This is a genomic window from Curtobacterium sp. MCBA15_004 (genome assembly GCF_001865055.2).
GTDB lineage: Bacteria > Actinomycetota > Actinomycetes > Actinomycetales > Microbacteriaceae > Curtobacterium.
Genome location: NZ_CP126266.1, coordinates 2,222,898 through 2,247,077, shown reverse-complemented (window position 1 = coordinate 2,247,077; position 24,180 = coordinate 2,222,898). Strand labels below are relative to the sequence as shown.

At 73.2% G+C, this 24,180-nt stretch carries 19 protein-coding genes; 13 read left to right on the top strand and 6 right to left on the bottom strand.

Features of this window, described 5'->3' with window-relative positions:
* Positions 1-33 precede the first annotated feature (33 nt).
* On the top strand, positions 34-1,029 hold the full coding sequence (thiL, locus tag QOL16_RS10460) for a thiamine-phosphate kinase (RefSeq protein WP_071284095.1): 996 nt from the start codon (positions 34-36) through the stop codon (positions 1,027-1,029).
* A gap of 206 nt (positions 1,030-1,235) precedes the next feature.
* Here the strand turns inward: thiL and QOL16_RS10455 are convergent, their stop codons facing one another.
* On the bottom strand, positions 1,236-1,796 hold the full coding sequence (locus QOL16_RS10455; RefSeq protein ID WP_065962728.1) for an RsmD family RNA methyltransferase: 561 nt from the start codon (positions 1,794-1,796) through the stop codon (positions 1,236-1,238).
* Positions 1,797-1,939: 143 nt separating this feature from the next.
* Between QOL16_RS10455 and QOL16_RS10450 the strand changes: the two genes are divergently transcribed.
* The 7 genes from QOL16_RS10450 (at position 1,940) to QOL16_RS10420 (ending at position 11,138) form a co-directional block, all read left to right on the top strand.
* Positions 1,940-4,159 carry an ATP-dependent DNA helicase RecG gene (locus QOL16_RS10450; protein ID WP_071284091.1) on the top strand — a complete coding sequence of 740 codons (2,220 nt, stop codon included), beginning with the start codon at positions 1,940-1,942 and terminating at the stop codon, positions 4,157-4,159.
* Positions 4,160-4,185: 26 nt separating this feature from the next.
* Positions 4,186-4,680, top strand: coding sequence for a pantetheine-phosphate adenylyltransferase (gene coaD / locus QOL16_RS10445; RefSeq protein ID WP_065962734.1), 495 nt, complete (start codon positions 4,186-4,188; stop codon positions 4,678-4,680).
* A gap of 66 nt (positions 4,681-4,746) precedes the next feature.
* On the top strand, positions 4,747-5,319 hold the full coding sequence (locus QOL16_RS10440) for a DUF177 domain-containing protein (protein WP_065962735.1): 573 nt from the start codon (positions 4,747-4,749) through the stop codon (positions 5,317-5,319).
* 44 nt (positions 5,320-5,363) lie between these two features.
* On the top strand, positions 5,364-5,567 hold the full coding sequence (gene rpmF / locus QOL16_RS10435) for a 50S ribosomal protein L32 (protein ID WP_056126067.1): 204 nt from the start codon (positions 5,364-5,366) through the stop codon (positions 5,565-5,567).
* Positions 5,568-5,580: 13 nt separating this feature from the next.
* Positions 5,581-6,306: a ribonuclease III gene (gene rnc, locus QOL16_RS10430; protein WP_083230260.1), complete on the top strand. Its 726-nt coding sequence runs from the start codon at positions 5,581-5,583 to the stop codon at positions 6,304-6,306.
* Positions 6,307-6,310: 4 nt separating this feature from the next.
* Positions 6,311-7,282 (top strand): bifunctional DNA-formamidopyrimidine glycosylase/DNA-(apurinic or apyrimidinic site) lyase, encoded by a 972-nt coding sequence (mutM, locus tag QOL16_RS10425; RefSeq protein ID WP_071284087.1) that lies wholly within the window; start codon positions 6,311-6,313, stop codon positions 7,280-7,282.
* A gap of 55 nt (positions 7,283-7,337) precedes the next feature.
* Entirely contained in the window at positions 7,338-11,138 is a 3,801-nt protein-coding gene (locus QOL16_RS10420; protein WP_071284083.1) for an AAA family ATPase, read from the top strand.
* Between the two features lie 486 nt (positions 11,139-11,624).
* Here QOL16_RS10420 and QOL16_RS10415 read toward each other — a convergent pair whose 3' ends face one another.
* On the bottom strand, positions 11,625-12,653 hold the full coding sequence (locus QOL16_RS10415) for a TerC family protein (RefSeq protein WP_071284080.1): 1,029 nt from the start codon (positions 12,651-12,653) through the stop codon (positions 11,625-11,627).
* 232 nt (positions 12,654-12,885) lie between these two features.
* Between QOL16_RS10415 and ftsY the strand changes: the two genes are divergently transcribed.
* Both ftsY and QOL16_RS10405 read left to right on the top strand, forming a co-directional pair.
* On the top strand, positions 12,886-13,755 hold the full coding sequence (ftsY, locus tag QOL16_RS10410) for a signal recognition particle-docking protein FtsY (RefSeq protein ID WP_065961969.1): 870 nt from the start codon (positions 12,886-12,888) through the stop codon (positions 13,753-13,755).
* Positions 13,756-13,869: 114 nt separating this feature from the next.
* On the top strand, positions 13,870-14,028 hold the full coding sequence (locus tag QOL16_RS10405) for a hypothetical protein (protein ID WP_171898750.1): 159 nt from the start codon (positions 13,870-13,872) through the stop codon (positions 14,026-14,028).
* 100 nt (positions 14,029-14,128) lie between these two features.
* On the opposite strand, the gene lipA is transcribed toward QOL16_RS10405, so the two are convergent.
* From lipA to QOL16_RS10390, 3 genes are all read right to left on the bottom strand, one after another.
* Positions 14,129-15,112: a lipoyl synthase gene (gene lipA, locus QOL16_RS10400; protein ID WP_065961971.1), complete on the bottom strand. Its 984-nt coding sequence runs from the start codon at positions 15,110-15,112 to the stop codon at positions 14,129-14,131.
* Complete coding sequence (gene lipB / locus QOL16_RS10395; protein ID WP_065961973.1) at positions 15,109-15,792, bottom strand: lipoyl(octanoyl) transferase LipB; 684 nt, start codon at positions 15,790-15,792, stop codon at positions 15,109-15,111. The genes lipA and lipB overlap by 4 nt, the downstream gene beginning before the upstream one ends.
* A gap of 106 nt (positions 15,793-15,898) precedes the next feature.
* Entirely contained in the window at positions 15,899-16,696 is a 798-nt protein-coding gene (locus tag QOL16_RS10390; RefSeq protein WP_065961974.1) for a nucleotidyltransferase domain-containing protein, read from the bottom strand.
* A gap of 77 nt (positions 16,697-16,773) precedes the next feature.
* Here QOL16_RS10390 and ffh point away from each other — a divergent pair, with 77 nt between their 5' ends.
* Both ffh and QOL16_RS10380 read left to right on the top strand, forming a co-directional pair.
* Positions 16,774-18,330, top strand: coding sequence for a signal recognition particle protein (gene ffh / locus QOL16_RS10385; RefSeq protein ID WP_071284076.1), 1,557 nt, complete (start codon positions 16,774-16,776; stop codon positions 18,328-18,330).
* A 189-nt stretch (positions 18,331-18,519) separates the two neighbouring features.
* On the top strand, positions 18,520-20,508 hold the full coding sequence (locus tag QOL16_RS10380) for a hypothetical protein (protein ID WP_305410809.1): 1,989 nt from the start codon (positions 18,520-18,522) through the stop codon (positions 20,506-20,508).
* A gap of 187 nt (positions 20,509-20,695) precedes the next feature.
* Here QOL16_RS10380 and QOL16_RS10375 read toward each other — a convergent pair whose 3' ends face one another.
* Positions 20,696-21,826: a glutamate--cysteine ligase gene (locus QOL16_RS10375; RefSeq protein ID WP_071284071.1), complete on the bottom strand. Its 1,131-nt coding sequence runs from the start codon at positions 21,824-21,826 to the stop codon at positions 20,696-20,698.
* A 78-nt stretch (positions 21,827-21,904) separates the two neighbouring features.
* Between QOL16_RS10375 and QOL16_RS10370 the strand changes: the two genes are divergently transcribed.
* Positions 21,905-24,025: an FAD-dependent oxidoreductase gene (locus tag QOL16_RS10370; RefSeq protein ID WP_071284068.1), complete on the top strand. Its 2,121-nt coding sequence runs from the start codon at positions 21,905-21,907 to the stop codon at positions 24,023-24,025.
* Positions 24,026-24,180: the final 155 nt, after the last annotated feature.

Below are 24,180 nucleotides of genomic sequence, written 5' to 3'. Positions count from 1 at the left end.
TTCGGTTCCGGGCCGGGCGGCTACCGTTCTGGTGTGGACGCGACGCAGGACCCCTGGACCGGACCGACCGTGGGCGAGGCCGGCGAGCTAGCGGTCCTCGACCGCATCGTCCGACGCCTGCCCGCGGGGACGCCCGAGCTCGGCCCCGGCGACGACTGCGCGGTCGTCGTGGCCCCCGACGGCCGGTTCGTCGTGACGACCGACATGATGGTGCACGGCCCGGACTTCCGCTGGGCGTGGTCGTCGCCCGAGGACGTCGGCTGGAAGGCCGCCGCGACGAACCTCTCCGACGTCGCCGCGATGGGCGCGGTGCCCACCGGGCTCGTGATCGCCCTCGCCGCGCCGCAGGACACCCCGGTGGCCGTCCTCGAGTCCTTCGCCGACGGGGTCCGCGCGGCCGTCGACGCACTCGCGCCCGGCTGCGGCGTCGTCGGTGGCGACCTCAGCACGTCGGCCACCTTCACCGTCTCGGTCACCGCGTTCGGCGACCCGGGCGGCACCGGGCCGGTGCTCCGTTCGGGCGCGCGCCCCGGCGACGTCCTCGCGGTGTCCGGCGAGCTCGGTCGTGCGGCGCGCGGCCTCGCCCGGTTGTTCCGTGACGGCGTCGACGCACACGGCGAACCGTCCCGGGCCGCGACGGTGTCGAGCGGCGCGGACTCCGATCCGGACGTCGGCCGGCAGCGCCGACCCGTCCCGCCGATCGGCGACGGACCGGCAGCCGCGCGGGCCGGGGCGACGGCGATGCTCGACCTCAGCGACGGCCTCGCGATCGACGCCGGACGCCTCGCCCGGGCGAGCGGGGTCACCCTCGCGTTCGACGTGGACGCGGTGCCGGACGGCGCCGCGCTGCACGGCGGCGAGGACCACGGACTCCTGGCGACGTTCCCCGCCGGCACGGCGCTCCCGGGGGGCTTCCGGCGGGTCGGAGCGGTGCTCGAGCGGGGCGCGCACGACCTCGTCCGCGGGGGCGCGCCCGTCCCGACCACCGGCTGGGACCCCTACGCCGACTGGGACGGCGCCGCCGGCTGACCCGCGGCGGCCCGCCCGGGCGTCGCTGTCGAGCGACATCGCGGCGGTCGTCCGACAGCGGTGATGTCGCACGTTCCACCGCGCAACCGGTGCGTGCGCATGGTGCGTCACCGTGGTCGTCGCACGACAGCGGCAGTGTCGCACGACGTCGACGACGCACACCACTCCGCGACGCCAGCCGCGGCGGCCCGGGCCACCCGCACCCCTCAGCTCGGCGTCACGGCCTCCCACGCCACCGTCTCGCCGTAGCTCCGCTTGCTGAACGGCGCGAGCCCCGCGGGCCACGCCGGCTCGGGCGACCGCTTGCTCCGCTCCACCACGACGACCGCACCCGCGGTCAGGCGCGGCACCAGGGCCTCGAGGACCTCGGCGATCTCGTGCTCCGTGACGTCGTACGGCGGGTCGATGAACACCAGGTCGAACGTCCGCACGGTGCCGCGCAGGAACCCGAGCGCGGGCTGCGGGTGCACGTCGATGCGCACGCCCGGCACGCGCTGCTGCACGGCCCGCGCGTTCGCCCGGCAGGCCTGCGCCGCCGCCGACGCCCGGTCGACCAGGACGACCTCGACGGCACCGCGCGACGCCGCCTCGAGGCCGAGCGCCCCGGTCCCCGCGTACAGGTCCGCGACCGCGGCGTCGTCCACCAGGCCACGTGCCTCCAGCGACGAGAAGAGCGCCTCGCGCACCCGGTCGCTCGTCGGTCGGGTGCCGGACTTCGGCACACGGAGCGTCGTGGAACCGGCGGCGCCGGCGATGATGCGGGTCATGCAGCCACCGTAGCGGCCGTCCCGTCGCCGCCGGGCCCCGCTCCGACGCCCGCCGGGTCGGTCGGCCGGCGTGCGTCCCGCGCTCCTCCACAGGACGGCCGGGAGGCACGTGGCGCGTCGGACGCGCCGGGTACCGTGGTCGCGTGCCCACCTCCGCGACCCCCGCACCGGCCGCCGCACCCGACCTCGGTCCGGCGCCCCTCGACGCACGCCTCAGCGGCGTGCTCGGCGGTCGGACGGCCAGCGCGATCGAGAAGGCCTTCGGGTACCGCACGGTGGGCGAGTTCCTCGAGCACGCGCCCCGCCGGTACGCCGAACGCGGGGCGCTGACGGCGCTGGACTCGCTCGCGATCGGCGAGTCCGTGACGATCGTCGCCGAGGTCATCGACGTCCGCGAACGCACCATGCGCGCCCGCCGCGGCTCCATCCTCGAAGCGAAGATCGGCGACGGGTCGGGCATCCTCACGCTCACGTTCTTCAACCAGGGGTGGCGGACGAAGGACCTCGTGCCCGGCGCCCGCGGCATCTTCGCCGGCAAGGTCGGCGACTACCGCGGTGCCCGGCAGCTCGCCCACCCCGACTACGAGCTGTTCGACCGCGACGACCCGCGCGCCGATGCCGACCCGCTCGACGACGAAGCCATCAGGTGGTCCCGCCAGCCGATCCCGATCTACCCCGCGACGGCGTCGCTGACCTCGTGGCAGATCGCCAAGGCGATCGCGGTCGTGCTCGACACCCTGCCCGACGTGCCCGACCCGATCCCGGCGTCGGTGCGGACCCGGCTCGACCTCGTCCCGTTCCGTCGCGCCCTCGAGCTGCTGCACCGCCCCGAGAAGGTCGCCGACTTCAAGCGGGCGCAGGACGCGCTGCGCTACCGCGAGGCGTTCGTCCTGCAGACCGCCCTCGTCCAGCGGCGGATCGCGGCACGGGCGACCGCCGCCACCCCGCGCCGCGCCGAGCCGGGCGGCATCCTCGAGCGGTTCGACGCGACGTTGCCGTTCACCCTGACCGACGACCAGCAGGCGGTCGGCGCCGAGATCGCCCACGACCTCGCGGGAGACTGGCCGATGCACCGGCTCGTCCAGGGCGAGGTCGGGTCCGGCAAGACCCTCGTGGCGATCCGGGCGATGCTCACCGTGGCCGAGTCGGGCGGCCAGTCGGCGCTCATCGCCCCGACCGAGGTGCTCGCCGCCCAGCACCTGCGCTCGATCGTGAAGTTCCTCGGGCCGGACCTCGCCGCGGAGCTCCGGCCGGTCATCCTCACCGGCTCGCAGTCCACCGACGAGCGACGCCGGGCACTGCTCGCCGCGGCATCGGGCAGCTCGCGCCTCGTCGTCGGGACGCACGCGCTGCTCGGCGACCGCGTGGACTTCGCCGAGCTGGGCCTCGTGGTCGTCGACGAGCAGCACCGGTTCGGCGTCGAGCAACGCGAGGCCCTCCGCACGAAGGGCACCACGCCGCCGCACGTGCTCGTGCTCACCGCGACGCCGATCCCGCGTACGGTGGCGATGACGGTGTTCGGCGACCTCGACGTCTCCACGATCACCGGTCTGCCGTCCGGTCGTGCAGGGGTCGAGACCTTCGCGGTCGGCCTCGCCGAGCACCCCGGCTGGGAGTCGCGCATCTGGACCCGGATGGCCGAGGAGCTCGCGGCGGGCCGGCAGGCGTTCGTGGTCTGCCCCGCGATCGACGAAGCCCACACCGAGGACGACGGCGAGCCCGACCCCGAGGACGACACCCCGAAGCGGGCACCGGCGACCGTGCTCGCGACCGCCGAGCGGATGCGGGCGATGCCCGTGCTCCGTGACCGCCGGATCGAGGTCCTGCACGGTCGGATGACCGCCGACGAGAAGGACCGCGTGATGACCTCCTTCGCGGCGGGCGACGTCGACGTCCTCGTCGCCACGACCGTCATCGAGGTCGGTGTCGACGTGCCGAACGCGTCGATGATGGCGGTGCTCGACGCCGATCGGTTCGGGGTCTCGCAGCTCCACCAGCTCCGCGGGCGCATCGGGCGCGGCCAGTACGCGGGCGTCTGCCTGCTCGTCACCACGGCCGAGGCCGAGACGACCGCCCGCGAACGCGTCGACGCCGTCGCCGCGTCGGACGACGGGTTCGAGCTCGCCCGGGTCGACCTCGAGCTCCGCCGCGAGGGCGACGTGCTCGGCGAGCGGCAGTCCGGCGGCCGGTCGTCGCTCAACCTTCTGCGCGTGGTCGAGCACGCCGACCTCATCGTCGACGCGCGCGAGGAAGCCGAGCGCGTCCTCGAGCCGGACCCCCGACTGGAGCACCACCCCGCCCTGCGCGAGGCGCTCGCCCGACGCCTCGACGAGTCCGACGCGGCCTTCCTCGGCAAGAACTGAGCCCGTCGGCCGGTAGCGTGGCGGTCATGGCGCAGATCGCGGTCGTCCCCGGTTCCTTCGACCCCGTGACCCTCGGGCACCTCGACGTCATCGGTCGGGCCGCCCGGCTCTTCGACGAGGTGCACGTGCTCGTGGTCCACAACCCCGACAAGCAGCCGGCGATGTTCGACGCGGCCGACCGCGTGCGGCTCATCCGCGACTCCTTCGCCGAGACGGGGATCCCCGACTCGGTCCGCGTGGGGGAGTGGACCGCGGGCCTGCTCGTCGACTACTGCCGACAGGTGGGGGCCGGCGTGCTGGTGAAGGGCGTGCGGTCGGGCGACGACGTGGCGTACGAGACGCCGATGGCGATCATGAACCGGCACCTGGCCGACGTCGAGACGGTGTTCCTGCTGCCCGAGGCGTCGCGGGCGCACGTGTCGAGCTCCCTCATCCGCCAGGTCTCCTCGCTCGGCGGGGACGTCACGCCGTACGTGCCGACCGTGGTCGCCGAGGCCCTCGCCGCACGCACCGGCCGCTGACACGCCCCGCTGCTGCCTCGACTCCCCGCCCGGATCAGGCTAGGATCGTCGATCGTGTCTTCCCCCGTGAACAGCCCCTACGCCCTGCGCGTGCGTGACCTCGCGCACCGCCCGGGCGAGATGCGCGAGCACTCGCTCGACGTCGAGGTGCCGGACGCGATGGGTGCCGGCGTGATCGCCGTCCGCGAGGGCGCCGAGCTCCACCTGGACGTCCGGCTCGAGGGCCTGCACGAGGGCGTCCTCGTCTCCGGGCACGCCTCGGGTGAGGCGACCGGGGAGTGCTCCCGCTGCCTCATCGACATCAGCGAGCCCGTCGAGGTCGATTTCGCCGAGCTGTTCGCGTACGATGTCTCGGAGGATTTCGACTTCTTCGTTCGCGATGACCACGTGGACTGCGAACCGGTCGTTCGAGATGCGGTGGTGCTGTCGCTGCCGTTCCAGCCGGTCTGCCGACCGGACTGCCCAGGACTCGACCCGGAGACGGGTGAGCGCCTGGCCGACCTCGAGGACCACACGCCTCGCGAGGTCCTGGACCCGCGTTGGGCCGCCCTGGGCGGCTTCCAGAGCGACGACAGCGCTGACAGCCCGGCTGGCAGCACACCGAACCAGAGCCCCGAGGACGACGGCCGCACGGCCTGACGCTCCTCGCACACCGACCACCGACCTACCGAAAGAGAACCACCATGGCCGTTCCCAAGCGCAAGCAGTCCCGTGCCAACACGCACGCCCGTCGTTCGCAGTGGAAGGCCGCGCCGGTCCAGCTCGTGAAGACGATCGAGAACGGTCAGGTCACCTACAGCCTCCCGCACCGCGCGAAGGTCGTCGAGGACTCGGCCGGCACGCCCCTGTACATGGAGTACAAGGGCCGCAAGGTCGCCGACGTCTGATCGGACTCCACGCATGACCGCGACGTCCGGCACCACGGGGTCCCGCCCCGTGGGGCCGGACGTCGTCCGTCTGCAGGGGCTCCTCGAGGCCGACATCGACCTCGAGCTCCTGCAGCTCGCCCTGACCCACCGCTCGTACGCGTACGAGCACGGCGGGATCCGGCACAACGAGCGCCTCGAGTTCCTCGGGGACTCCATCCTCGGCCAGGCCGTGACCGTGAAGCTCTTCCGGTCCTTCCCCGACCTCGACGAGGGCGAACTCGCCAAGCGGCGTGCCAGCCTCGTCTCGACGGTCGCCCTCGCCGAGATCGGCCGCATGATCGGCCTCGGCGCGTACCTGCGCCTGGGCAAGGGCGAGGAACAGACCGGCGGCCGTGACAAGGCGTCGATCCTCGCCGACACCGTCGAGGCCGTCATCGGTGCCACGTACCTGTCCGCGGGCCCCGACGCCGCCACCGCGCTCGTGCTCCGCCTGGTCGAGCCGCTCATGGTCGACCCCGACCGGTTCGGCGCCGCGATGGACCCCAAGACGAGCCTGCAGGAGCTCGCCGCGACCCTCTCCCTCGGCAACCCGTCCTACCGGGTGACCGAGGAAGGTCCCGACCACGACAAGACCTTCCACGCGACCGTCGTGCTGCAGGGCGAGTCGGTGTCGACCGGCTCCGGGTCGAGCAAGAAGACCGCCGAGATGGCTGCCGCGCTCCAGGCGTGGACGCGGCTGTCCGGCCGGGCGGCCTGACCGCGTGCCCGAACTCCCCGAGGTCGAGGTCGTCCGCGCCGGTCTCGAACCCGCCGTCAGCGGCGCCCGGGTGCTGCACGTCGACGTCGCCGACGACCGGGCACTCACGCGCCACGACGGTCCGGCGGAGGACTTCGCCGAGCGCCTGACCGGCCGCACGATCGCCGCAGCCGTACGCCGCGGGAAGTTCATGTGGTTCCCGCTGACGTCCGCGCACGACGACGCCCGGCCGGAGGCGCTCGTCGCGCACCTCGGCATGAGCGGCCAGATCCTGCTCGGCCGCGACCGGCCGCCGTCGAGGCACCGCCGCATCACGATCGACGTGCAACCGGCGACCGTCCGCCCCGACGGCCGCGTCGAGGACCCCGTCGAGCTCGAGTTCGTCGACCAGCGCACGTTCGGGTCGATGGCGATCGACGCGATGGTGCCCACGGTGGACGGCGCACCCGCCGGGTCCGCGGGCGCGGTCGACGCCCGGGAGCCGGACGCTGCGTGGCGTCGGACCATCCCGACGCAGGTCTCGCACATCGCCCGCGACCCGCTCGACCCCGCGTTCGACGACGACCGGTTCGTCGCGGCGGCGCGCAGGCGTTCGAGTGGGATCAAGCGCGTGCTCCTCGACCAGGGCGTCGTGAGCGGCATCGGCAACATCTACGCCGACGAGTCCCTGTGGGCCGCGCGACTGCACTTCGACCGCCCCGCCGAACGCCTGCCCCGCGCCGACCTGCACGGGCTGCTCGCCGAGGTCCGCAGCGTGCTCCGCCGGGCCCTCGAGGACGGCGGGACGAGCTTCGACGCGCAGTACGTCAACGTGAACGGCCAGTCCGGGTACTTCTCCCAGCGCCTGGCCGTGTACGGGCAGCAGGGCGAGCCGTGTCCGCGCTGCGGGACGACGATCGTGCGCGAGGCGTTCATGAACCGGTCGAGCCACCGCTGCCCCGTGTGCCAGCCCGCTCCGCGGCAGCGCAGGCGCTAGCCTGACGCCGAGCAGCACCGTCAGCAGCAGCGCAGCAGACCGCCCGGAGACCCGCATGTACTTGAAGAGCCTGACCATCAAGGGGTTCAAGTCCTTCGCGCAGCCGACGACGTTCGCGTTCGAGCCCGGTGTCACGTGCATCGTCGGCCCGAACGGCTCGGGCAAGTCCAACGTGGTCGACGCCCTCGCCTGGGTGATGGGGGAGCAGGGGGCGAAGACCCTCCGCGGCGGCAAGATGGAGGACGTCATCTTCGCCGGGACCTCGACCCGCGGTCCGCTCGGCCGCGCCCAGGTGCTCCTGACGATCGACAACAGCGACGGCCTGCTGCCGATCGAGTACTCCGAGGTGACCATCGCCCGCACGCTGTTCCGGAACGGCGGCAGCGAGTACGCGATCAACGGCGAGAACTGCCGCCTGCTCGACGTCCAGGAGCTCCTGAGCGACACCGGCCTCGGCCGCGAGATGCACGTCATCGTCGGGCAGGGGCAGCTCGACAAGGTGCTGCACGCCACCCCCGAGGACCGCCGCGGCTTCATCGAGGAGGCGGCCGGGATCCTCAAGCACCGGCGTCGCAAGGAGAAGACCCTCCGCAAGCTCGACGCGATGCAGACGAACCTCACCCGCCTGTCCGACCTCGCGGGCGAGATCCGACGGCAGCTCAAGCCGCTCGGACGGCAGGCCGAGGTGGCTCGGCGGGCCCAGTCGGTCGCGGCCGTCTTCCGGGACGCCAAGGCCCGCCTGCTCGCCGACGACGTCGTCCGGCTCCGCCGCGAGCTGCACGAGCACCAGGAGGTCGAGACCGGGCGCAAGTCCGAGCGCATCGTCCTGCAGGAACGGCTCGAGCAGACGCGTGCGCGGCAGCAGCAGGTCGAGCAGAGCCTGGTCGGCGACGACGTCGACCGCGCCCGGACCGTGGTGCACCGGCTCGAGAGCGTGCAGGAGCGCCTCCGCGGCCTGTCGAGCCTGGCGAACCAGCGGCTGATGTTCCTCGCGCAGCAGGCCGACGCCCCGCAGCAGGGCCCGACGATCACCCCGGAGCGCGTGCAGGGCGTCCGCGCCGAGGCCGAGCGGTTGGAGGCGCGTGCCGCCGAGACCGCCGCGGGGGCCGGTGCGACGGCCGCCGCGGTGCAGGATGCCCGTGACCGGCTCGACGCCCTCGACGAGCAGATCGCGGCGCAGGCCGCCCGGGTCTCCGCGCACGACCTCGAAGCGCAGCGCCTCCGCGGCGCCGTCGAGGTCGCCCGGTCGCGCCGCGGGTCCGTCGTCGCCGACCGCGACCGCCGCGCCCGTGCCCTCGCCGAGGCCGAGGAGCGTGCCGAGCGCGCCGCCGCAGCGCTGACCGACGTCGGCGTCGACCCGGCCGAGGGCGTGGACGCCGACGCCCTCGCCGCGACGCTCGACGCCGCGCGGCAGGCGCTCGAGACGGCGCAGGCCGACCGTGACGCCCGGCGTGACCGGCTGCACGCCCTGGAGCGCGAGCGCGACGCCCTCGACGCACGGGTCGCCGCCCTCGGCATGTCGATCGACGTCCGCGACGGCTCGCAGGCCGTCATCGACGCCGCGCGCGAGGGGGTCCTCGGGCGCCTCGCGGACGCCCTCACCGTCGAGCCCGGACACGAGGCCGCGGTCGCCGCCGCGCTCGACGGGCTCGCCGACGCCGTCCTCGCGGCGGACCGCGGCACCGCGCTCGCGACCGTCGAGCACGCCCGCGCCGCCGACCTCGGCCGCGTCGACGTCGTCGTCGCCGACGTCGCCGACGGCAGCGGCGACGCACCGGGTCTGCCCGCCGACCTGCCGCCGGGCGTCCGCCCGGCCCTCGACCTGGTGCGGGGACCGGCGGCGATCACCGCGCTCCTGCGCACGACGCTCGTCGCACTGGACGACGGGGTCGACCTGGAGGCCGTGCTCACCGCCGCCCCGCAAGCGACGGTCGTGACGCCCTCCGGCGACCTCGTGGGCCGCGTCCGCGTCACCGGCGGCGGGGAACGCGCCGTGTCCCGCATCGAACTCGTCGCGGAACGCGACGACGCCCGGAGCCGCCGCGACGCCGTCGCGAGCGACGCCGAGGACGCGGCCACGGGCCTCCAGGCCGCGCGCAGCGCCGTCGAGGACGCACGCCGCCGGACGGACGAGGCGGACCGGGCGCTCCGCGCGCACACCGCGGCCAAGGCCGAGTACGACCGGTCGAGTGCGTCGACGCGAGCGCGGGCCGAGAACGCGGCGGCGGAGGTCGAGCGGCTGCGCGCCGCGCTCGGCGAGACCGACGGCGGCGTCGAGGCGGCCGAGCAGGCCCTCGCCGAGGCCGAGCAGGCGCTGGCCGCCTTCGACGCGCAGGAGCGACCGACGGTCGACGCCTCGGGTCGGCCCGCGCTGCTGGACGCCCTCGAGGCCGCGCGTGCCGCCCAGATCGAGCACCGCATCCAGGTGGAGACGATCCGCGAGCGGGCGCGGTCGGAGCGGAACCGGGCGGCGGGGCTGCAACGGCAGCTCGAGGCCGAGCGCGCCGCTGCCGAGGAGGCCGCCCGGCTCGCCGTCGTGCGTCGCGGACAGATCGCCGTCGCCGAGGACGTGCTCGCCGACCTGCCCGTGGTGCTCGGTGCCGTCGACCGCTCGCTGGCCGAGGCTCGGGTGCGCCTGGCGACCGAGGAGTCCGAGCGGACGAAGCGCAACACCGAGCTCCAGGCGATCCGTGCCGAGGAACGCGGGCTCCGTGACCGGCTGCAGACGATCACCGACGGCGTGCACTCCCTCGAGATGGAGATCTACGAGAAGAAGCTGCACGTGTCCGGGGTGCTCGACCGTGCCCAGAGCGAGCTCGGGCTGGGGGAGGCCGTGCTCGTGGCGGAGTACGGGCCGCACGTGCCGGTCCCGGTCGACGTCCTGGTCGACCCGCGGGTGCTCGCGCGGCGGCACCGGGACGCCGAGCGGGCACGTGCGGCGGCCGAGGACGGCGAGCGGGACGACGACGCCGCTGCGTCCGACGGTGCCGCTGCGTCCGCCGGTGCCGCTGCGTCCGCCGACACCGCCGCTGTGTCCGAGGACACCGCCGCGTCCGACGACGACGTCCCCGCGCTCGTCCCGGCCGAGTCGACGCTGCCGGGCGGCCCCGCGCTGCCCGAGTACGACACCACCGAGGGCATCGACCCCGGCGAGGTCGAGACCGTCCCGTACGTGCGCGCCGAGCAGGAGCAGCGCCTCGCCGCCGCCGAGCGGGACCTCGGTCGGCTCGGCAAGGTGAACCCGCTCGCGCTCGAGGAGTTCCAGGCGCTCGAGCAGCGGCACGCGTTCCTCGCCGAGCAGCTCGACGACCTGCAGAAGACCCGCGCGGACCTCCTGACGATCATCGAGGAGCTCGACACGAAGATGCAGACGATCTTCGAGTCCGCGTTCAACGACACCCGCGATGCCTTCGACGTCGTGTTCCCGATCCTGTTCCCGGGCGGCTCCGGGTCGATCTCGCTGACCGACCCCGACGACCTGCTCGCCACCGGGATCGACGTGCAGGTGAAGCCCGCCGGCAAGAAGATCGACCGGCTGACGCTGCTGTCCGGCGGGGAGCGGTCCCTCGCGGCCGTGGCGCTCCTCGTGGCGATCTTCACGGCGCGCCCGTCGCCGTTCTACATCATGGACGAGGTCGAGGCGGCGCTCGACGACGCGAACCTCGGGCGGCTGCTGACCGTGTTCGAGCGGCTCCGCGAGTCCTCGCAGCTCATCGTCATCACGCACCAGAAGCGCACGATGGAGATCGCCGACGCGCTGTACGGCGTCTCGATGCGGCAGGACGGTGTGTCGGCGGTCGTCGGCCAGCGCGTGCAGCAGCGCCGCGGGTCGGAGCCCGCCGACGCGGTCGCGTAGCGCCGGTCCCGGTCCCGGCCCCGGCCCCGTCGCGGTCCCGGTCCCCGTCGCGGGCCCGGCCCCCGTCGCGGTCGCGGTCCCGGTCCCCGTCGCGGTCGCGGTCCCGGTCCCCGTCGCGGTCGCGGTCCCGGTCCCCGTCGCGGTCGCGGTCCCGGTCCTGGTCCTGGTCCTGGTCGCAGGCCACGTCAGCGGCGGATCGCGCCTCCCGGCCGCCCGGGTGTGCTCCGCGAAAGCGACAGTTCGCGGGTCCCGTCCGTCGGCTGGTGCGCGAAAGCGACACATGGGCGCGAACAGTCCGGAGCGATCTGTCGCTTTCGCGAGGGCGCCGCAGACAGAGGGCGCCGCAGACAGAGGGCGCCGCAGACAGAGGGCGCCGCAGACAGGGGGCACCGCAGACGGAGCGCCCGGCAGACAGGACGTGCCGCAGACGGACTGGAGGCGCGGTGCCAGCTGGCACCGCGCCTCCCGTCCCTCAGGCGGTGGCGACTACTTCGCGTCCGCCTCGACGGCCGTCTTCGGCTCGCCCGTCGGGGTCAGCCCGCGCTCCTGGCGCTTCTTCGAGACCACGAGCGACGCGATCGTCGCGACGGTGATCGTCAGCGCGATGAAGCTCAGCGAGAACCAGATCGGGATCTCCGGGGCCCACTCGATGTGCTCGCCGCCGTTGATGAAGGGCAGCTCGTTGACGTGCATGGCGTGGAAGACGAGCTTCACGCCGATGAAGGCGAGGATGACCGCCAGCCCCTGACCGAGGTAGATGAGCCGCTCGAGCAGTCCCGCGATGAGGAAGTACAGCTGGCGGAGACCGAGGAGCGAGAACGCGTTCGCGGTGAACACGATGAACGCGTCCTGCGTGAGACCGAAGATCGCGGGGATCGAGTCGAGGGCGAACAGCACGTCGGTCAGGCCGATGGCGACCATGACGAGCAGCATCGGGGTGAACAGGCGCTTGCCGTCGACGCGGGTGGTGAGGCGGTCGCCGTCGTAGTCCTTCGACGTGGGGATGATGCGACGCAGGACCCGGATCAGGCGGGAGTCGCCCTCGGACGCGTCGTGCTCGCCGCTGCTGCGGGCCTGCGACCAGGCGAGCCAGAACAGCAGGGCGCCGAACAGGTAGAACACCCACGAGAAGTTCTCGATGATCGTGACGCCGAGGGCGATGAAGACACCGCGGGCGACGAGGGCGATCGCGACGCCGACCAGCAGCACCTTCTGCTGGAACTCCTTCGGCACCGCGAAGGTCGTCATGATGATGAGGAAGACGAACAGGTTGTCGACCGACAGGGCCTTCTCGGTCAACCAGCCGGCGAAGTACTCACCGCCGGCCTGCCCGCCGCCGAACACGAGGATGCCGACACCGAACAGGATCGCCAGGCCGACGTAGAACGCCGACCAGAAGGCGGACTCCTTGATGTGCGGGACGTGCGGCGTGCGCACGTGCGAGTAGAAGTCGAACACCAGCAGCGCGAGGATGCCCGCGAGGGTGATGAGCCATACGTACAGGGGGACGTCCAACAGAGTTCCTTCAGGGAGGGGCGCACCACGAGGAGTGGGTACGCCGAAGCCTGAAGGTCTCTTCCGCCGCCTGACCGTGCCGCCGGGATCCGACGGGCCGTGCAGGAGACCGGTGCCCCGGGCCTGGATCGTCCCAGACCGTACTGACGGGCACACCGCGAGAGGAATACTCCCCTTCTCACGACGAGCGTAGCGGGCGACCGGCACCTCCGCCGCGGCCTAAGCTGGGAACATGGCGAGTTCCTGGTCCCTGTCCTCCCGGCTCCGCGGTCTGTTCCAGCGGAAGACCATCGACGAGACCACGTGGGACGACCTCGAGACCGCGCTCATCGGTGCGGACTTCGGCCCCGACATCGCGGACGAGGTCATCGAGGACCTGCACGCCCGCGTCGACCGGTACGGCACGACCGACCCGGCGGACCTCCAGCGCATGCTCCGCGAGGTGCTCGAGGAGCGCCTGTCGAAGCTCGACACCACCCTCAAGCTGAGCAACCGCCCCGCGGTCGTGCTCGTGGTCGGGGTGAACGGTGTCGGCAAGACCACGACGATCGGCAAGTTCGCCAAGTTCCTGAAGACGTACGACCGCACCGTGCTCGTGGGCGCGGCGGACACGTTCCGCGCCGCCGCGGTCGAGCAGGTCGCGACGTGGGCCCAGCGCGCCGGCGTCGACGTCGTCCGTCCCGCACAGCCCGGGCAGGACCCGGCGTCGGTGGCGTACCAGACCGTCGAGAAGGCCATCCACGACGGCACCGAGATCGTCGTGATCGACACCGCCGGCCGCCTGCACACCAAGGCCGGGCTGATGGACGAGCTCACCAAGATCAAGCGCGTGGTCGAGAAGCAGACCGAGATCGCGGAGGTCCTGCTCGTCCTCGACGCCACGACCGGCCAGAACGGCCTCGCCCAGGCGCAGGCGTTCATCGAGGGCGCGGGCGTCACCGGGCTCGTCATCACCAAGCTCGACGGCTCCGCGAAGGCCGGCTTCGTCCTCAGCGTGCAGGAGAAGACCGGCATCCCGATCAAGCTCATCGGGCAGGGCGAGGGCATCAACGACCTCACGGGCTTCACGCCGCACGTCTTCGTGCAGAACCTCGTCGGCTAGGCGCTGCGGTCACCAGGCCTCGGGGTACGACAGCCTGACGATCGCCTGGGCATCGCCTGTGCGACACGTGTACCGTCATCGCCGTACTGCCCCGTGAGACCAAGGAGACACCCCATGCCCGCTCTGCTGATCATCGCGATCATCGTCGGCCTCGTCCTGCTCTTCAGCGGCATCTTCGTCGGTGCCCTCAAGTTCCTGCTGTGGATCGGCATCGTCCTCATCCTGCTGTCCGTCATCGGCTGGCTGCTGCGGAGCATCCGCGGTCGCGCGTAGCGATCGCGGGTCACGTCGCGACGTGACCGCTTGACGGACGGGAGGCGCGGTGCCAGCTGGCACAGCGCCTCCCGTTGCGTCGTCCGGTCGCGTCCGTCGCCTACACGGCCTGGCGACCCGGCGATGCGTCGAGCAGGTGGGCCAGGTGCGGCGGCACCGCGCCGCCGCGCGCGACGGTCGCCCGCGCCCACAGCCGGCCAGCGCGGTAGGACGAGCGGACCAGGGGTCCGGCGAGGACGCCGGCGAACCCGATGCCCTCGGCCACCTCGCGGAGCTCGACGAACTCCTCCGGGCGGACCCAGCGCGCGACCGGCAGGTGACGGGGTGACGGCCGGAGGTACTGGGTCAGCGTGATGATGTCCGTCCCGGCGTCGTGGAGCTGGTGCAGGGCGTCCTCGACCTCGGCGCGCTCCTCGCCCATGCCGAGGATGAGGTTCGACTTCGTCACGAGTCCCGCGTCGTGCCCCTGCGTGATGACGTCGAGCGACCGGTCGAAGCGGAAGGCGGGTCGGATGCGCTTGAAGATCCGCGGCACGGTCTCGACGTTGTGCGCGAAGACCTCGGGCCGGGCGTCGAACACCTGCCCGAGCTGGTCGGGCCGGCCGGAGAAGTCGGGGACGAGGATCTCGACGCCGGTGCCGGGGGAGTGCTCGTGGATCGCTCGGATGGTCTCGGCGTAGAGCCAGGCGCCGCCGTCCTCGAGGTCGTCGCGGGCGACCCCGGTCACCGTGGCGTACCGCAGGCCCATCTCGGCGACGGAGTCCGCGACCCGCCGCGGCTCGTCGCGGTCGAGCGGCTCGGGCTTGCCGGTGTCGATCTGACAGAAGTCGCACCGCCGCGTGCACTGGGAGCCACCGATGAGGAAGGTGGCCTCGCGGTCCTCCCAGCACTCGAAGACGTTCGGGCAGCCGGCCTCCTGGCAGACGGTGTGCAGCTGCTTGTCCCGGACCAGGCCGGACAGTTCGCGGAACGCGGGGCCCTGCACCGCGCGGGTCTTGATCCACGCGGGCTTGGTCTCGATCGGGGTCTCCGCGTTCCGGGCCTCGACGCGGAGCATCCGGCGGCCCTCGGGGGCGAGTGTCATGCGGTGGTCTCCTGTCGGGCGGTGCTGCTGATGCGTCGGCCGGCGCGCATGCCGTCGACGGCGTGCTGGACCCGGTCGGCGACGACGCCCGCGACCTCGTCCACCGTGACGGTGCGCCCCGCGGCGGCGCTCAGCGTGGTGACGCCGGCGTCGGCGATGCCGCACGGGACGATGGCACGGTAGGCGTCGAGCGCGTTCGTGCAGTTGAGCGCGATGCCGTGGCTGGTGACGCCCTCGGCCACGTGGAGCCCGATCGCTCCGACCTTCGCGTACGGCGCGTCGGCAGGTCCAGGGACCCAGGCGCCGCTCCGGCCCTCGACTCGCTCCGCTCGGACCCCGGCGGCGGCTGCGGCGTCGACGAGGACCTGCTCGAGGTCCCGGACCCAGGCCACGACGTCGAGCGGCTCGGCGAGCCGGACGATCGGGTACGCGACGAGCTGCCCCGGACCGTGCCACGTGATGCGGCCGCCGCGGTCGACCTCGACGACGGGGGAGCCGTCGGTCGGCAGGTCGGACGGCTCGGTCCGGCGGCCCGCGGTGTACACGGACGGGTGCTCGCACAGCACGACGACGCCGGGAGAGCGCCCTGCGACGACGTCGGCGCGCAGGCGTCGCTGCAGCGCGAGGCCGTCGTCGTACCGGAGCGGGCCCTGCGGGCGGAAGACCTCGAGTGTCGGCACGGGATGACCGTACGCTTGTTGTTGGACGGAGTCCAGTAACTCGGCGATCCTCGCGGATCGGGTCGCCGCGCGCCCTGCGACCGTCAGGAGCTGCGACCGGGCCCGGTCACCGCGTCAGTCGTGTGACCTCGCCGCGGAAGAAGTCGTCCGCCCGGGCGCGTGCCTCGTCGGTGGGGCCGCCCGGGGGCAGGTGGTCGAAGGCCGCGGCCCGCTCGAGCTCGTCCGCGACGAATCGCTCGAGCACGCCGGGGGTCGATCCGGAGCCCAGTTCCCGGGTCGCGGCCTTCACCTCGATGAGATCGGCCACGGCCTCCCGAACCCCGGCCGGCACCGAGGTCTCCTGCACGAGCGTGGGCAGGTCCATCGGTGGGAGCGCGGAGTCCGGGTGCTCGCGCAGCCACCGCAGGGTCGTCACCGGGCGGAGCACGTAGAAGAAGCGCTTCAGCGTCGTCTGCCGTTCCTGCTGCCGGAGCGCCACGTGCAGGTGGTGCCGACCGATCCGACCTCGGTCGGCGACGGCCGCCAGGAACGCCAGGGCGCGGTCGCGGAAGCCTTCGTCCCCGGAGTAGACGATGGGGGACCGGAGCCACTCGCCGACCGTCGCGTTCCCGTTCACCGCGAGACGGACGGCCTTCCCGAGGTCCCAGCCGTTGACGTCGAAGACCGCGTCGAGCGGGGTCTCGATGACGTCGCGCGCCGGCCAGAGCGACAGGTAGTCGTCCGGCTGCCGGACGTAGACGAAGCGACAGTCGTAGTCGCTGTCCGGCGACGGGAAGCCCCACGCGCGGCTCCCGCTCTCGATCGCCCAGGGCACGGCGACGCCGTGGTCCGTCCGGACGCCGGCCAGTCGCGCGTCGATCTCGTCGACGACGGCAGGGTCGAGGGAGTCGGGGACGTTCCGCATGTCGCCGAGGCTACCCGTGGACCCGGCCGGGACCCGGTCCCGGCCGGTCGGGGACGGCCCTGTAGGATCGACGGATCATGGCGCAATTCGGCTCTCTCTCCGACCGGCTGACCGAGACCTTCCGCAACCTGCGGAGCAAGGGTCGGCTGACCCCGTCCGACGTCGACGGCACCGTCCGCGAGATCCGGCGGGCGCTGCTCGACGCCGACGTCGCGCTCGAGGTCGTCAAGTCCTTCACCGCGGCCGTCCGCGAGCGCGCGCTCTCCGACGAGGTGAACAAGGCGCTGAACCCGGCGCAGCAGGTCGTCCAGATCGTCAACGAGGAACTCGTGGGCATCCTCGGTGGGCAGCAGCGGCGGCTCGAGTTCGCCAAGCGGCCGCCGACGGTCATCATGCTCGCGGGCCTGCAGGGTGCCGGCAAGACGACCCTCGCGGGCAAGCTCGGCAAGTGGCTCAAGAAGGACGGCCACACGCCGATGCTCGTCGCGGCGGACCTCCAGCGCCCGAACGCCGTGCAGCAGCTCCAGGTCGTCGGCGAGCAGGCCGGCGTCCACGTCTTCGCCCCGGAGCCCGGCAACGGTGTCGGCGACCCGGTCAAGGTCGCGAAGAACGCGATCAAGGCAGCCGTCGACCAGCAGTACGACACCGTCATCGTGGACACCGCCGGTCGCCTCGGCGTCGACGCCGAGCTCATGAAGCAGGCCGCGAACATCCGCAAGGCGGTCGACCCCGACGAGGTCCTGTTCGTCATCGACGCGATGATCGGTCAGGACGCCGTGAACACCGCGCGTGCCTTCCAGGAGGGCGTGGACTTCACCGGCGTCGTGCTGTCGAAGCTCGACGGCGACGCCCGCGGTGGTGCGGCCCTGTCGGTGGCGAGCGTCACCGGTCGGCCGATCATGTTCGCGTCCACGGGCGAGGGCCTCGACGACTTCGAGCCGTTCCACCCGGACCGCATGGCGAGCCGCATCCTCGACCTCGGCGACATCCTCTCGCTCATCGAGCAGGCGCAGGGTGCCTTCGACGAAGAAGAAGCCCGCAAGGTCGCCGAGAAGATCGCGAGCGACTCGTTCACGCTCGACGACTTCCTCGGGCAGATGCAGCAGCTCCGCAAGGCCGGCTCGATCAAGGGCATGCTCGGCATGCTCCCGGGCGCCAAGGGCATGCGCGAGGCGCTCGACAACTTCGACGAGCGCGAGATCGTCCGGACCGAGGCGATCATCCAGTCGATGACGAAGCAGGAGCGCCAGCTGCCGAAGCTGCTCAACGGCTCCCGTCGTCTCCGCATCGCCCGCGGTTCCGGCACGACCGTGACCGAGGTCAACGCCCTCGTGAACCGCTTCGAGCAGGCCGCGAAGATGATGAAGACGGTCGCCCGCGGTGGCGTGCCGCAGATGCCCGGCATGGGGCCGATCCCCGGCATGCACGGCGGCAAGAAGAAGCAGCCGGCCGGCGGCGCCAAGAAGAAGAAGGTGGGCAACCCCGCCAAGCGCGCGGCACTGGCATCGGGTGCTCCGGCACAGCCGCAGCAGCAGGCCCCGAGCGGTTCCGGCTTCGGCTTCGGCGGTGCCAAGGGCGGCAAGGCCCCCACCGAGGAAGAACTCGCGAGCCTGCAGAAGTTCCTCGGTCGCTGACCCGACGTCGCTGACCTGACGTCGCTGACCCGACGTCGCTGACGCGACCCCAGACGGACGGGAGGCCCGTGGCGAGACCGCCACGGGCCTCCCGTCCGTCTGGAGGCCGGTAGCAATGGCATGCAAAATACTGTCAGATCACATGGTGTTCGCTGATCGCACGCAATCCGCGTGAACGAGAGGAACTCCATGAAGCGCAACACCCGCCGTCTCTGTGCGGTGCTCGGTGCCGCCACGATCGTCGGTACCGCGATCATCTCCGGGCCGTCCGCCGCACTCGCTGCGCCCGGCGCGGCCTTCGGGCTCGCCGCGTCCTCGGCACCGCACGCCGACGGGCTCCGGATCCAGACCGTGGAGGGCAAGGAGAGCGAGTCGGACAGCTCGGCCTCCTTCACGGTGTACTCGACGCACCCGGAACTCGTCGCCGAGGGCCCGGCGTTCGACCGGTTCGAGGTCGTCGTCCGCTACGGGGGCGAGCGTGTCTGCAGCATCGACGAACCGTCGTCGACCGGGGCCGCGCGCTGCGCCCTCGACCTGTCGACGATCCCCGGCCCGCAGCTCGTCGCGAAGGCGTACCGCGACGGCGAGGTCGTCGCGTCCACCGAGCTCCGGGTCACGTACCGTGCCGAGCCGCCCGTGATCGACCGCGTGGAGCGCGCCGCCGGCGGCGCCTTCACGATCGCCGGGCACACGCTCTTCGAGAACCCCGGCAACCGCTTCCGCGCCGCCGTCCGGGGCAACCCGCAGCTCGGCTCGACGAACGTCGCGGCGGACGGCACGTTCCGCCTGCAGGTGCCCGCTCGGTACGCCGGACAGACGCTCGGTGTCTACTTCGAGTACGACGGCGGCACCACGTCGTACTCGCGCCGCGTCGAGCTGACGGTCGGCGAGGACGGGGTGCAGCTGCCGCTCACCGTGACCTCGGTCGGCGGCCACTCCTCGGGGCTCGCGGCCGGCCTCCCGCTGTACTCGGTGGGCGCCTCCGCGGTGGACTTCGCGGCGCACGGACCCGCGTTCGACCGGTTCGAGGTCGTCGACACCGCGACCGGCACGACGCTGCTCGACCTCCGCGAACCGTCGAGCACGGGCGACGTCGCGTCGACGATCGACTTCTCGTCGGTGCCGGCCGGGCCGTTCGAGGCACGTGCGTTCCGCGGCGACGAGCAGATCGCCTCGACGAAGTTCCAGGCGATCGTCCTGCTCCGTGACGCCCCGGCGGTCGCCGGCGTGCACGAGACGGCCACGGGTTTCCAGCTCGACGGCTCGATCGACGCGAAGCCGACCGGGAGCCGGCTCTTCGCCGAGGTGTCCCTCGGGGACGACCAGTGGACGGCCGTGGTCCGCCCGGACGGCACGTTCAGCGTGGACCTGCCCGCCGAGCTCGCCGAGCGCGAGGTCTCGGTGCGGGTCGCGCACGTCGGGCGCCCGAACGTCTCGTCGCCGTCGGTCACCACCACGGTCCCGGCGCGCGAGGGTGGCTCGGTCGAGCCGGAGCCGATCGTGGCCGTCCCGGCCCCGGGCCCGGTGGACGGGGGCTTCACCCCGACGCCCGGCGGTGGTGACGGTGGCGACAACGGCGGCGGTGACAACGGTGGTGGCGACAACGGTGGTGGTGACAACGGTGGTGGTGACAACGGCGGTGGCGACAACGGCGGCGGCGACGAGGGCGGCCCGTCCGACGGCACCCCCGTCATCCGCGGCGCCGAGGACCAGGGCGGCAAGTGGGTCGCGGTCGTGCAGACCGCGCCCGGCCTCGAGGTCCACGTCACGGCCGACGGCGGCCTCTCGGCGACCGGTCGTGCCGACGAGCACGGCGTCGCGCGGATCCCGACGCAGCTGAGCTCGTCGTTCGACTTCCCCGTGATCATCGACGCGTACCGCTCCCGCTTCGACCGCGTCCGCACCGAGGGCGTGCTCGGGGACACCGGCGCGAACGTCGCCGACGGTGCCCACGCCCGCGTCGTCCGCGGCGCGACGGGCACCGCACGCTTCGACGCCGCCGGGTTCGAGGGCCGCGCGTCGATCACGCTGGCCGACGGGACGCACCTCGCCGACGCCCTCGTCGGGTACAACGGCCTCCTCCGGGCCGTGACCCTGCAGGGCGTCCCGGCCGACGCGGACCACGTGCTCGTCCGCTTCGGCGCCGGCGCGCCGGTCTCGGTCCCGATCGAGGGCTGACCCGGGATCGGCGTCGCCTGCGGGCGGCGCCGACCGGGTGCCGTCCCGATCCAGCGCGGTCCCGTCCGGCGCTGCGCTGACCGGGACCCGGCCCGGTCGAGCGGCGCCGTCACGGAGCGCGCGTCCCACCGGACGGGAGGCGCGGTGTCGGCCGGCACCGCGCCTCCCGTCCGACAGGTGGTGGCGTCTAGAGCGAGTCGCGCAGCTCGGTGACCAGGTGGCGGACGACCGCGCGCAGGTCGCCGCCGTGCTCCTGCGCGACGCGGAGCTGCCGCTGGTACGAGGCGCCGTCCGCGATCATCGTGTCGAGGTGGTGCAGCTCCTGCTGGCAGCCGAGCCGTTCGGCGATCGGGTCGAGGCGCTGCACGAGGTCGTGCACCTCGTCGGTGACGAGGCGTTCGTCGCCCGCCGCGTTCGTGATGATCTCTGCGTCCATGCCGTAGCGGGCCGCGCGCCACTTGTTCTCGCGGATGAACCACGGCTGCATCGACGGCAGCGTCTCGCCACGGTCGAGCCGGTCGGACAGGGCCGTGACGAGGCACTGCACGAACGCGGTCACCGCACCGACCTCGTGCAGGGTCGAGATGCCGTCGGAGACGCGGTTCTCGAGCGTGCCCCAGCCCGGCGAGGGCCGGATGTCCCAGCGGAGGTCCTTGAAGCCGTCGATCACGCCGGTCTTCGTCAGGTCGTCGACCACGGTCTCGAAGCCCGACCACTCCTCGATCGAGGGCGGGAGGCCACCGGTCGGCAGCTGCTGGAACATGAGCGCACGGTTCGAGGCGTACCCGGTGTCGGTCCCGCCCCAGAACGGGCTCGACGCGGTGAACGCCTGCAGGTGCGGGACGTAGGCGAGCATCGCGTTCATGATCGGCACGGCCTTGTCGCGGTCGTCGATGCCGACGTGCACGTGGACACCCCAGATGAGCATCTGGCGACCCCACCAGCGGGTCCGGTCGATGAGCGTCGTGTAGTGCTCGCTGTCGGCCGTGATCTCCTGCTGGTCCCAGACCGCGAAGGGGTGCGTGCCGGAGCACATCACCTGCGCGTCGAGCGGCTCCGCGGCGTCGACGACCTCGCCGATGATGCCCGCGAGCTCGCTCGTGGCACCCCCGACGGTCTCGTGGACACCCGTGACGACCTCGACGGTGTTGGTGAGGAGTTCCTCGGTCACCCGGTCGTGGTCCCCGAGGCGCTCCTGCACCGCGGCGATCACGGCGGGTGCCCGGGGAGCGAGGTCGCCGGTGTCCCGGTCGACCAGCGGGAGCTCCCACTCGACGCCGATGGTCGACGGGCGGGACTCGGTGAAACGGATGTCCATGCGGCCATCCTGCCCGTGATGTTGGAGGGTCGGCACAAGGAACACCGGCCCGGGAGCGGCGTCCGGCAGAGTAGGGGCATGAGCACCGTCGCCCAGCCGGACCTCGCGGTCCTGTCGTCGCCCTGGACCCTCGGCCCCCTGCACCTGTCGAACCGCGTCGTGATGGGGTCGATGCACACCGGACTCGAGGTGCGCGACGACGGCGGAGCAGCGATGGCGGCCTTCTACCGGGAGCGCGCGGCAGGCGGGGTCGCGTGCATCGTGACCGGGGGCATCGCGGTGAGCGACGAGGCCCGCGGCGGCCCCGACTTCGCGGTGTTCGGGGCGGACGGCGCCGACGAGCGCTTCCGGGTCGCCGTCGACGCCGTGCACGACGAGGGCGGCACCGTGCTCGCGCAGCTGTTCCACGCGGGTCGGTACGCGCTCGTGCAGGGCGTGACCGACCGGCACGGCCGACCCCAGCGGGCGGTCGCGCCGTCCGCCCTGCCGTGGGCCGCCGCGCGCGGGGTCGTCCCGGAGGAACTCACCGGGGACGAGGTCCGGTCGACGATCGAGGACTTCGCCGCCGCCGCGCGGTCCGCCCGGGACATCGGCTTCGACGGCGTCGAGATCATGGCGTCCGAGGGCTACCTCGTGAACCAGTTCCAGTCGCCGCTGACGAACCACCGCGAGGACGAGTGGGGCGGCACCCCGGAACGCCGTCGGCGCTTCGCGGTCGAGGTCGTCCGTGCCGTCCGGGCCGCGGTGCCCGACCTCGCGGTGACGATCCGGCTCTCCGGCGCGGACCTCATGCCCGGGTCGACGACCGACGACGAGGTCGACGCGCTCGTCCGGGACCTGCTGCCGCTCGGGCTCGACGGCGTCTCGGTCGGCATCGGGTGGCACGAGTCCCGCACGCCCACCGTGCAGGCCTCGGTGCCGCACGGGGCGTGGGTGTCCTACGCGGAGCGCATCGCCCGCGTCGTGCGGACCTCCGACCACCCGGACGTCCGCGTGATCGCGTCGAACCGGATGACCGACCTCCGCGACGGCGAGACGGTGCTCCGCGACGGCCTCGTCGACGCGGTCGCCCTCGCCCGCCCGTTCCTCGCCGACCCGGACATCGTCGCGCGGTCGCTCGGCGGCAGGTTCGACCTCGTGAACACCTGCATCGGCTGCAACCAGGCCTGCCTCGACCGGTCGATCGTCGGTGCCCCGGTGTCCTGCCTGGTCAACCCGCGCGCCGCGCGCGAGCTCGCGTTCCCGGCCCGACACACGCGTCGGGCGCTGCGGGTCGACGTCGTCGGCGGGGGACCGGCCGGCCTGGCCGCCGCGGTCGACGCCGCACGACGCGGCCACACCGTCACGCTGTGGGAGGCCGACGCGTCGCTCGGCGGCCAGTTCGCCCTCGCCGCCGCGATCCCCGGCAAGGAGGACTACGCGGCGACCGTGCGGGCGGCCGTCGCCGAACTCGCGGACCGCGGTGCCACGGTGCACCTCGGGCGTCGCGCCGCCGTCGCCGACCTGGCCGGGAGCGACGCGGTGCTGCTGGCCCTCGGCGTCGTCCCGCGACCGCTCGACGTGCCGGGCGCGGACCTGCCGCACGTCGTCTCCTACGAGCAGGCCCTCCGCGAGGGCGTGTCGGCGGGGACCGTCGCGATCGTCGGCGGCGGCGGGATCGGCGTGGACACGGCGGCCTTCCTCGTCGAGTCGCCCGACGAGGTCGTCCGCGCCGCGGAGTTCGCCGAGCGCTGGGACGTCGACGTCGCCCGGGACGTCCTCGGCGACGTACCGCAGCGGCTGCCCGCGGTCGACCGGGTCACGCGGCCCGGCCCCGAGGTCACCGTGCTCCGGCGCGCCGGCAAGATCGGCCAGGGGATCGGCATCACCTCCCGCTGGGTGGCCGTCGGGCGCCTGCGGGACGCGGGTGTGCACCTCGTCGCCGGGGTCCGCGCGTACCTGCGGATCGAACCGGGCACGCTGTGGATCCTCGACGAGGCGGGCGTCGAGCGCGCCGTCCCGGCCGACCACGTCGTGGTGTGCGCCGGACAGGAACGCGCGCCCGAGGCGGAGGAGACCGGACCCGACGGGCTGGTGGCGGGCCTCCGGGCTGTCGGCGTGCCGGTCGCCGTCGTCGGCGGGGCCCGCGACGCCAGCGGGATCGACGCGGTCCGGGCGACGAGCGAGGCGCTCGAGGCGGTCCGGCGGCTCGCGCCCTGACGTCCCCGGCGGGTCGCGGCTCGCTTCTCGCGCGGAAACCTGCAAGAATGAACGGTCGAATCGCGTCTGCTCGACCCTCTATCCAGCAGGTCGCGACTTCCCTCGAGCTTCCACCGCGCGTGCCCCCACGCCCGCGGTTCCGGTTCAACCACAAC

What these genes read in the sequence shown, in the direction of transcription:
- ftsY (WP_065961969.1), top strand. Translation starts at nt 12,886, where the DNA reads ATGGCGAGTTCCTGGTCCCTGTCCTCCCGGCTCCGCGGTCTGTTCCAG.
- QOL16_RS10420 (WP_071284083.1), top strand. Translation starts at nt 7,338, where the DNA reads ATGTACTTGAAGAGCCTGACCATCAAGGGGTTCAAGTCCTTCGCGCAG.
- lipA (WP_065961971.1), bottom strand. Translation starts at nt 15,112, where the DNA reads ATGACACTCGCCCCCGAGGGCCGCCGGATGCTCCGCGTCGAGGCCCGG.
- QOL16_RS10405 (WP_171898750.1), top strand. Translation starts at nt 13,870, where the DNA reads ATGCCCGCTCTGCTGATCATCGCGATCATCGTCGGCCTCGTCCTGCTC.
- QOL16_RS10370 (WP_071284068.1), top strand. Translation starts at nt 21,905, where the DNA reads ATGAGCACCGTCGCCCAGCCGGACCTCGCGGTCCTGTCGTCGCCCTGG.
- coaD (WP_065962734.1), top strand. Translation starts at nt 4,186, where the DNA reads ATGGCGCAGATCGCGGTCGTCCCCGGTTCCTTCGACCCCGTGACCCTC.
- ffh (WP_071284076.1), top strand. Translation starts at nt 16,774, where the DNA reads ATGGCGCAATTCGGCTCTCTCTCCGACCGGCTGACCGAGACCTTCCGC.
- QOL16_RS10390 (WP_065961974.1), bottom strand. Translation starts at nt 16,696, where the DNA reads ATGCGGAACGTCCCCGACTCCCTCGACCCTGCCGTCGTCGACGAGATC.
- rpmF (WP_056126067.1), top strand. Translation starts at nt 5,364, where the DNA reads ATGGCCGTTCCCAAGCGCAAGCAGTCCCGTGCCAACACGCACGCCCGT.
- QOL16_RS10455 (WP_065962728.1), bottom strand. Translation starts at nt 1,796, where the DNA reads ATGACCCGCATCATCGCCGGCGCCGCCGGTTCCACGACGCTCCGTGTG.
- QOL16_RS10380 (WP_305410809.1), top strand. Translation starts at nt 18,520, where the DNA reads ATGAAGCGCAACACCCGCCGTCTCTGTGCGGTGCTCGGTGCCGCCACG.
- rnc (WP_083230260.1), top strand. Translation starts at nt 5,581, where the DNA reads ATGACCGCGACGTCCGGCACCACGGGGTCCCGCCCCGTGGGGCCGGAC.
- QOL16_RS10375 (WP_071284071.1), bottom strand. Translation starts at nt 21,826, where the DNA reads ATGGACATCCGTTTCACCGAGTCCCGCCCGTCGACCATCGGCGTCGAG.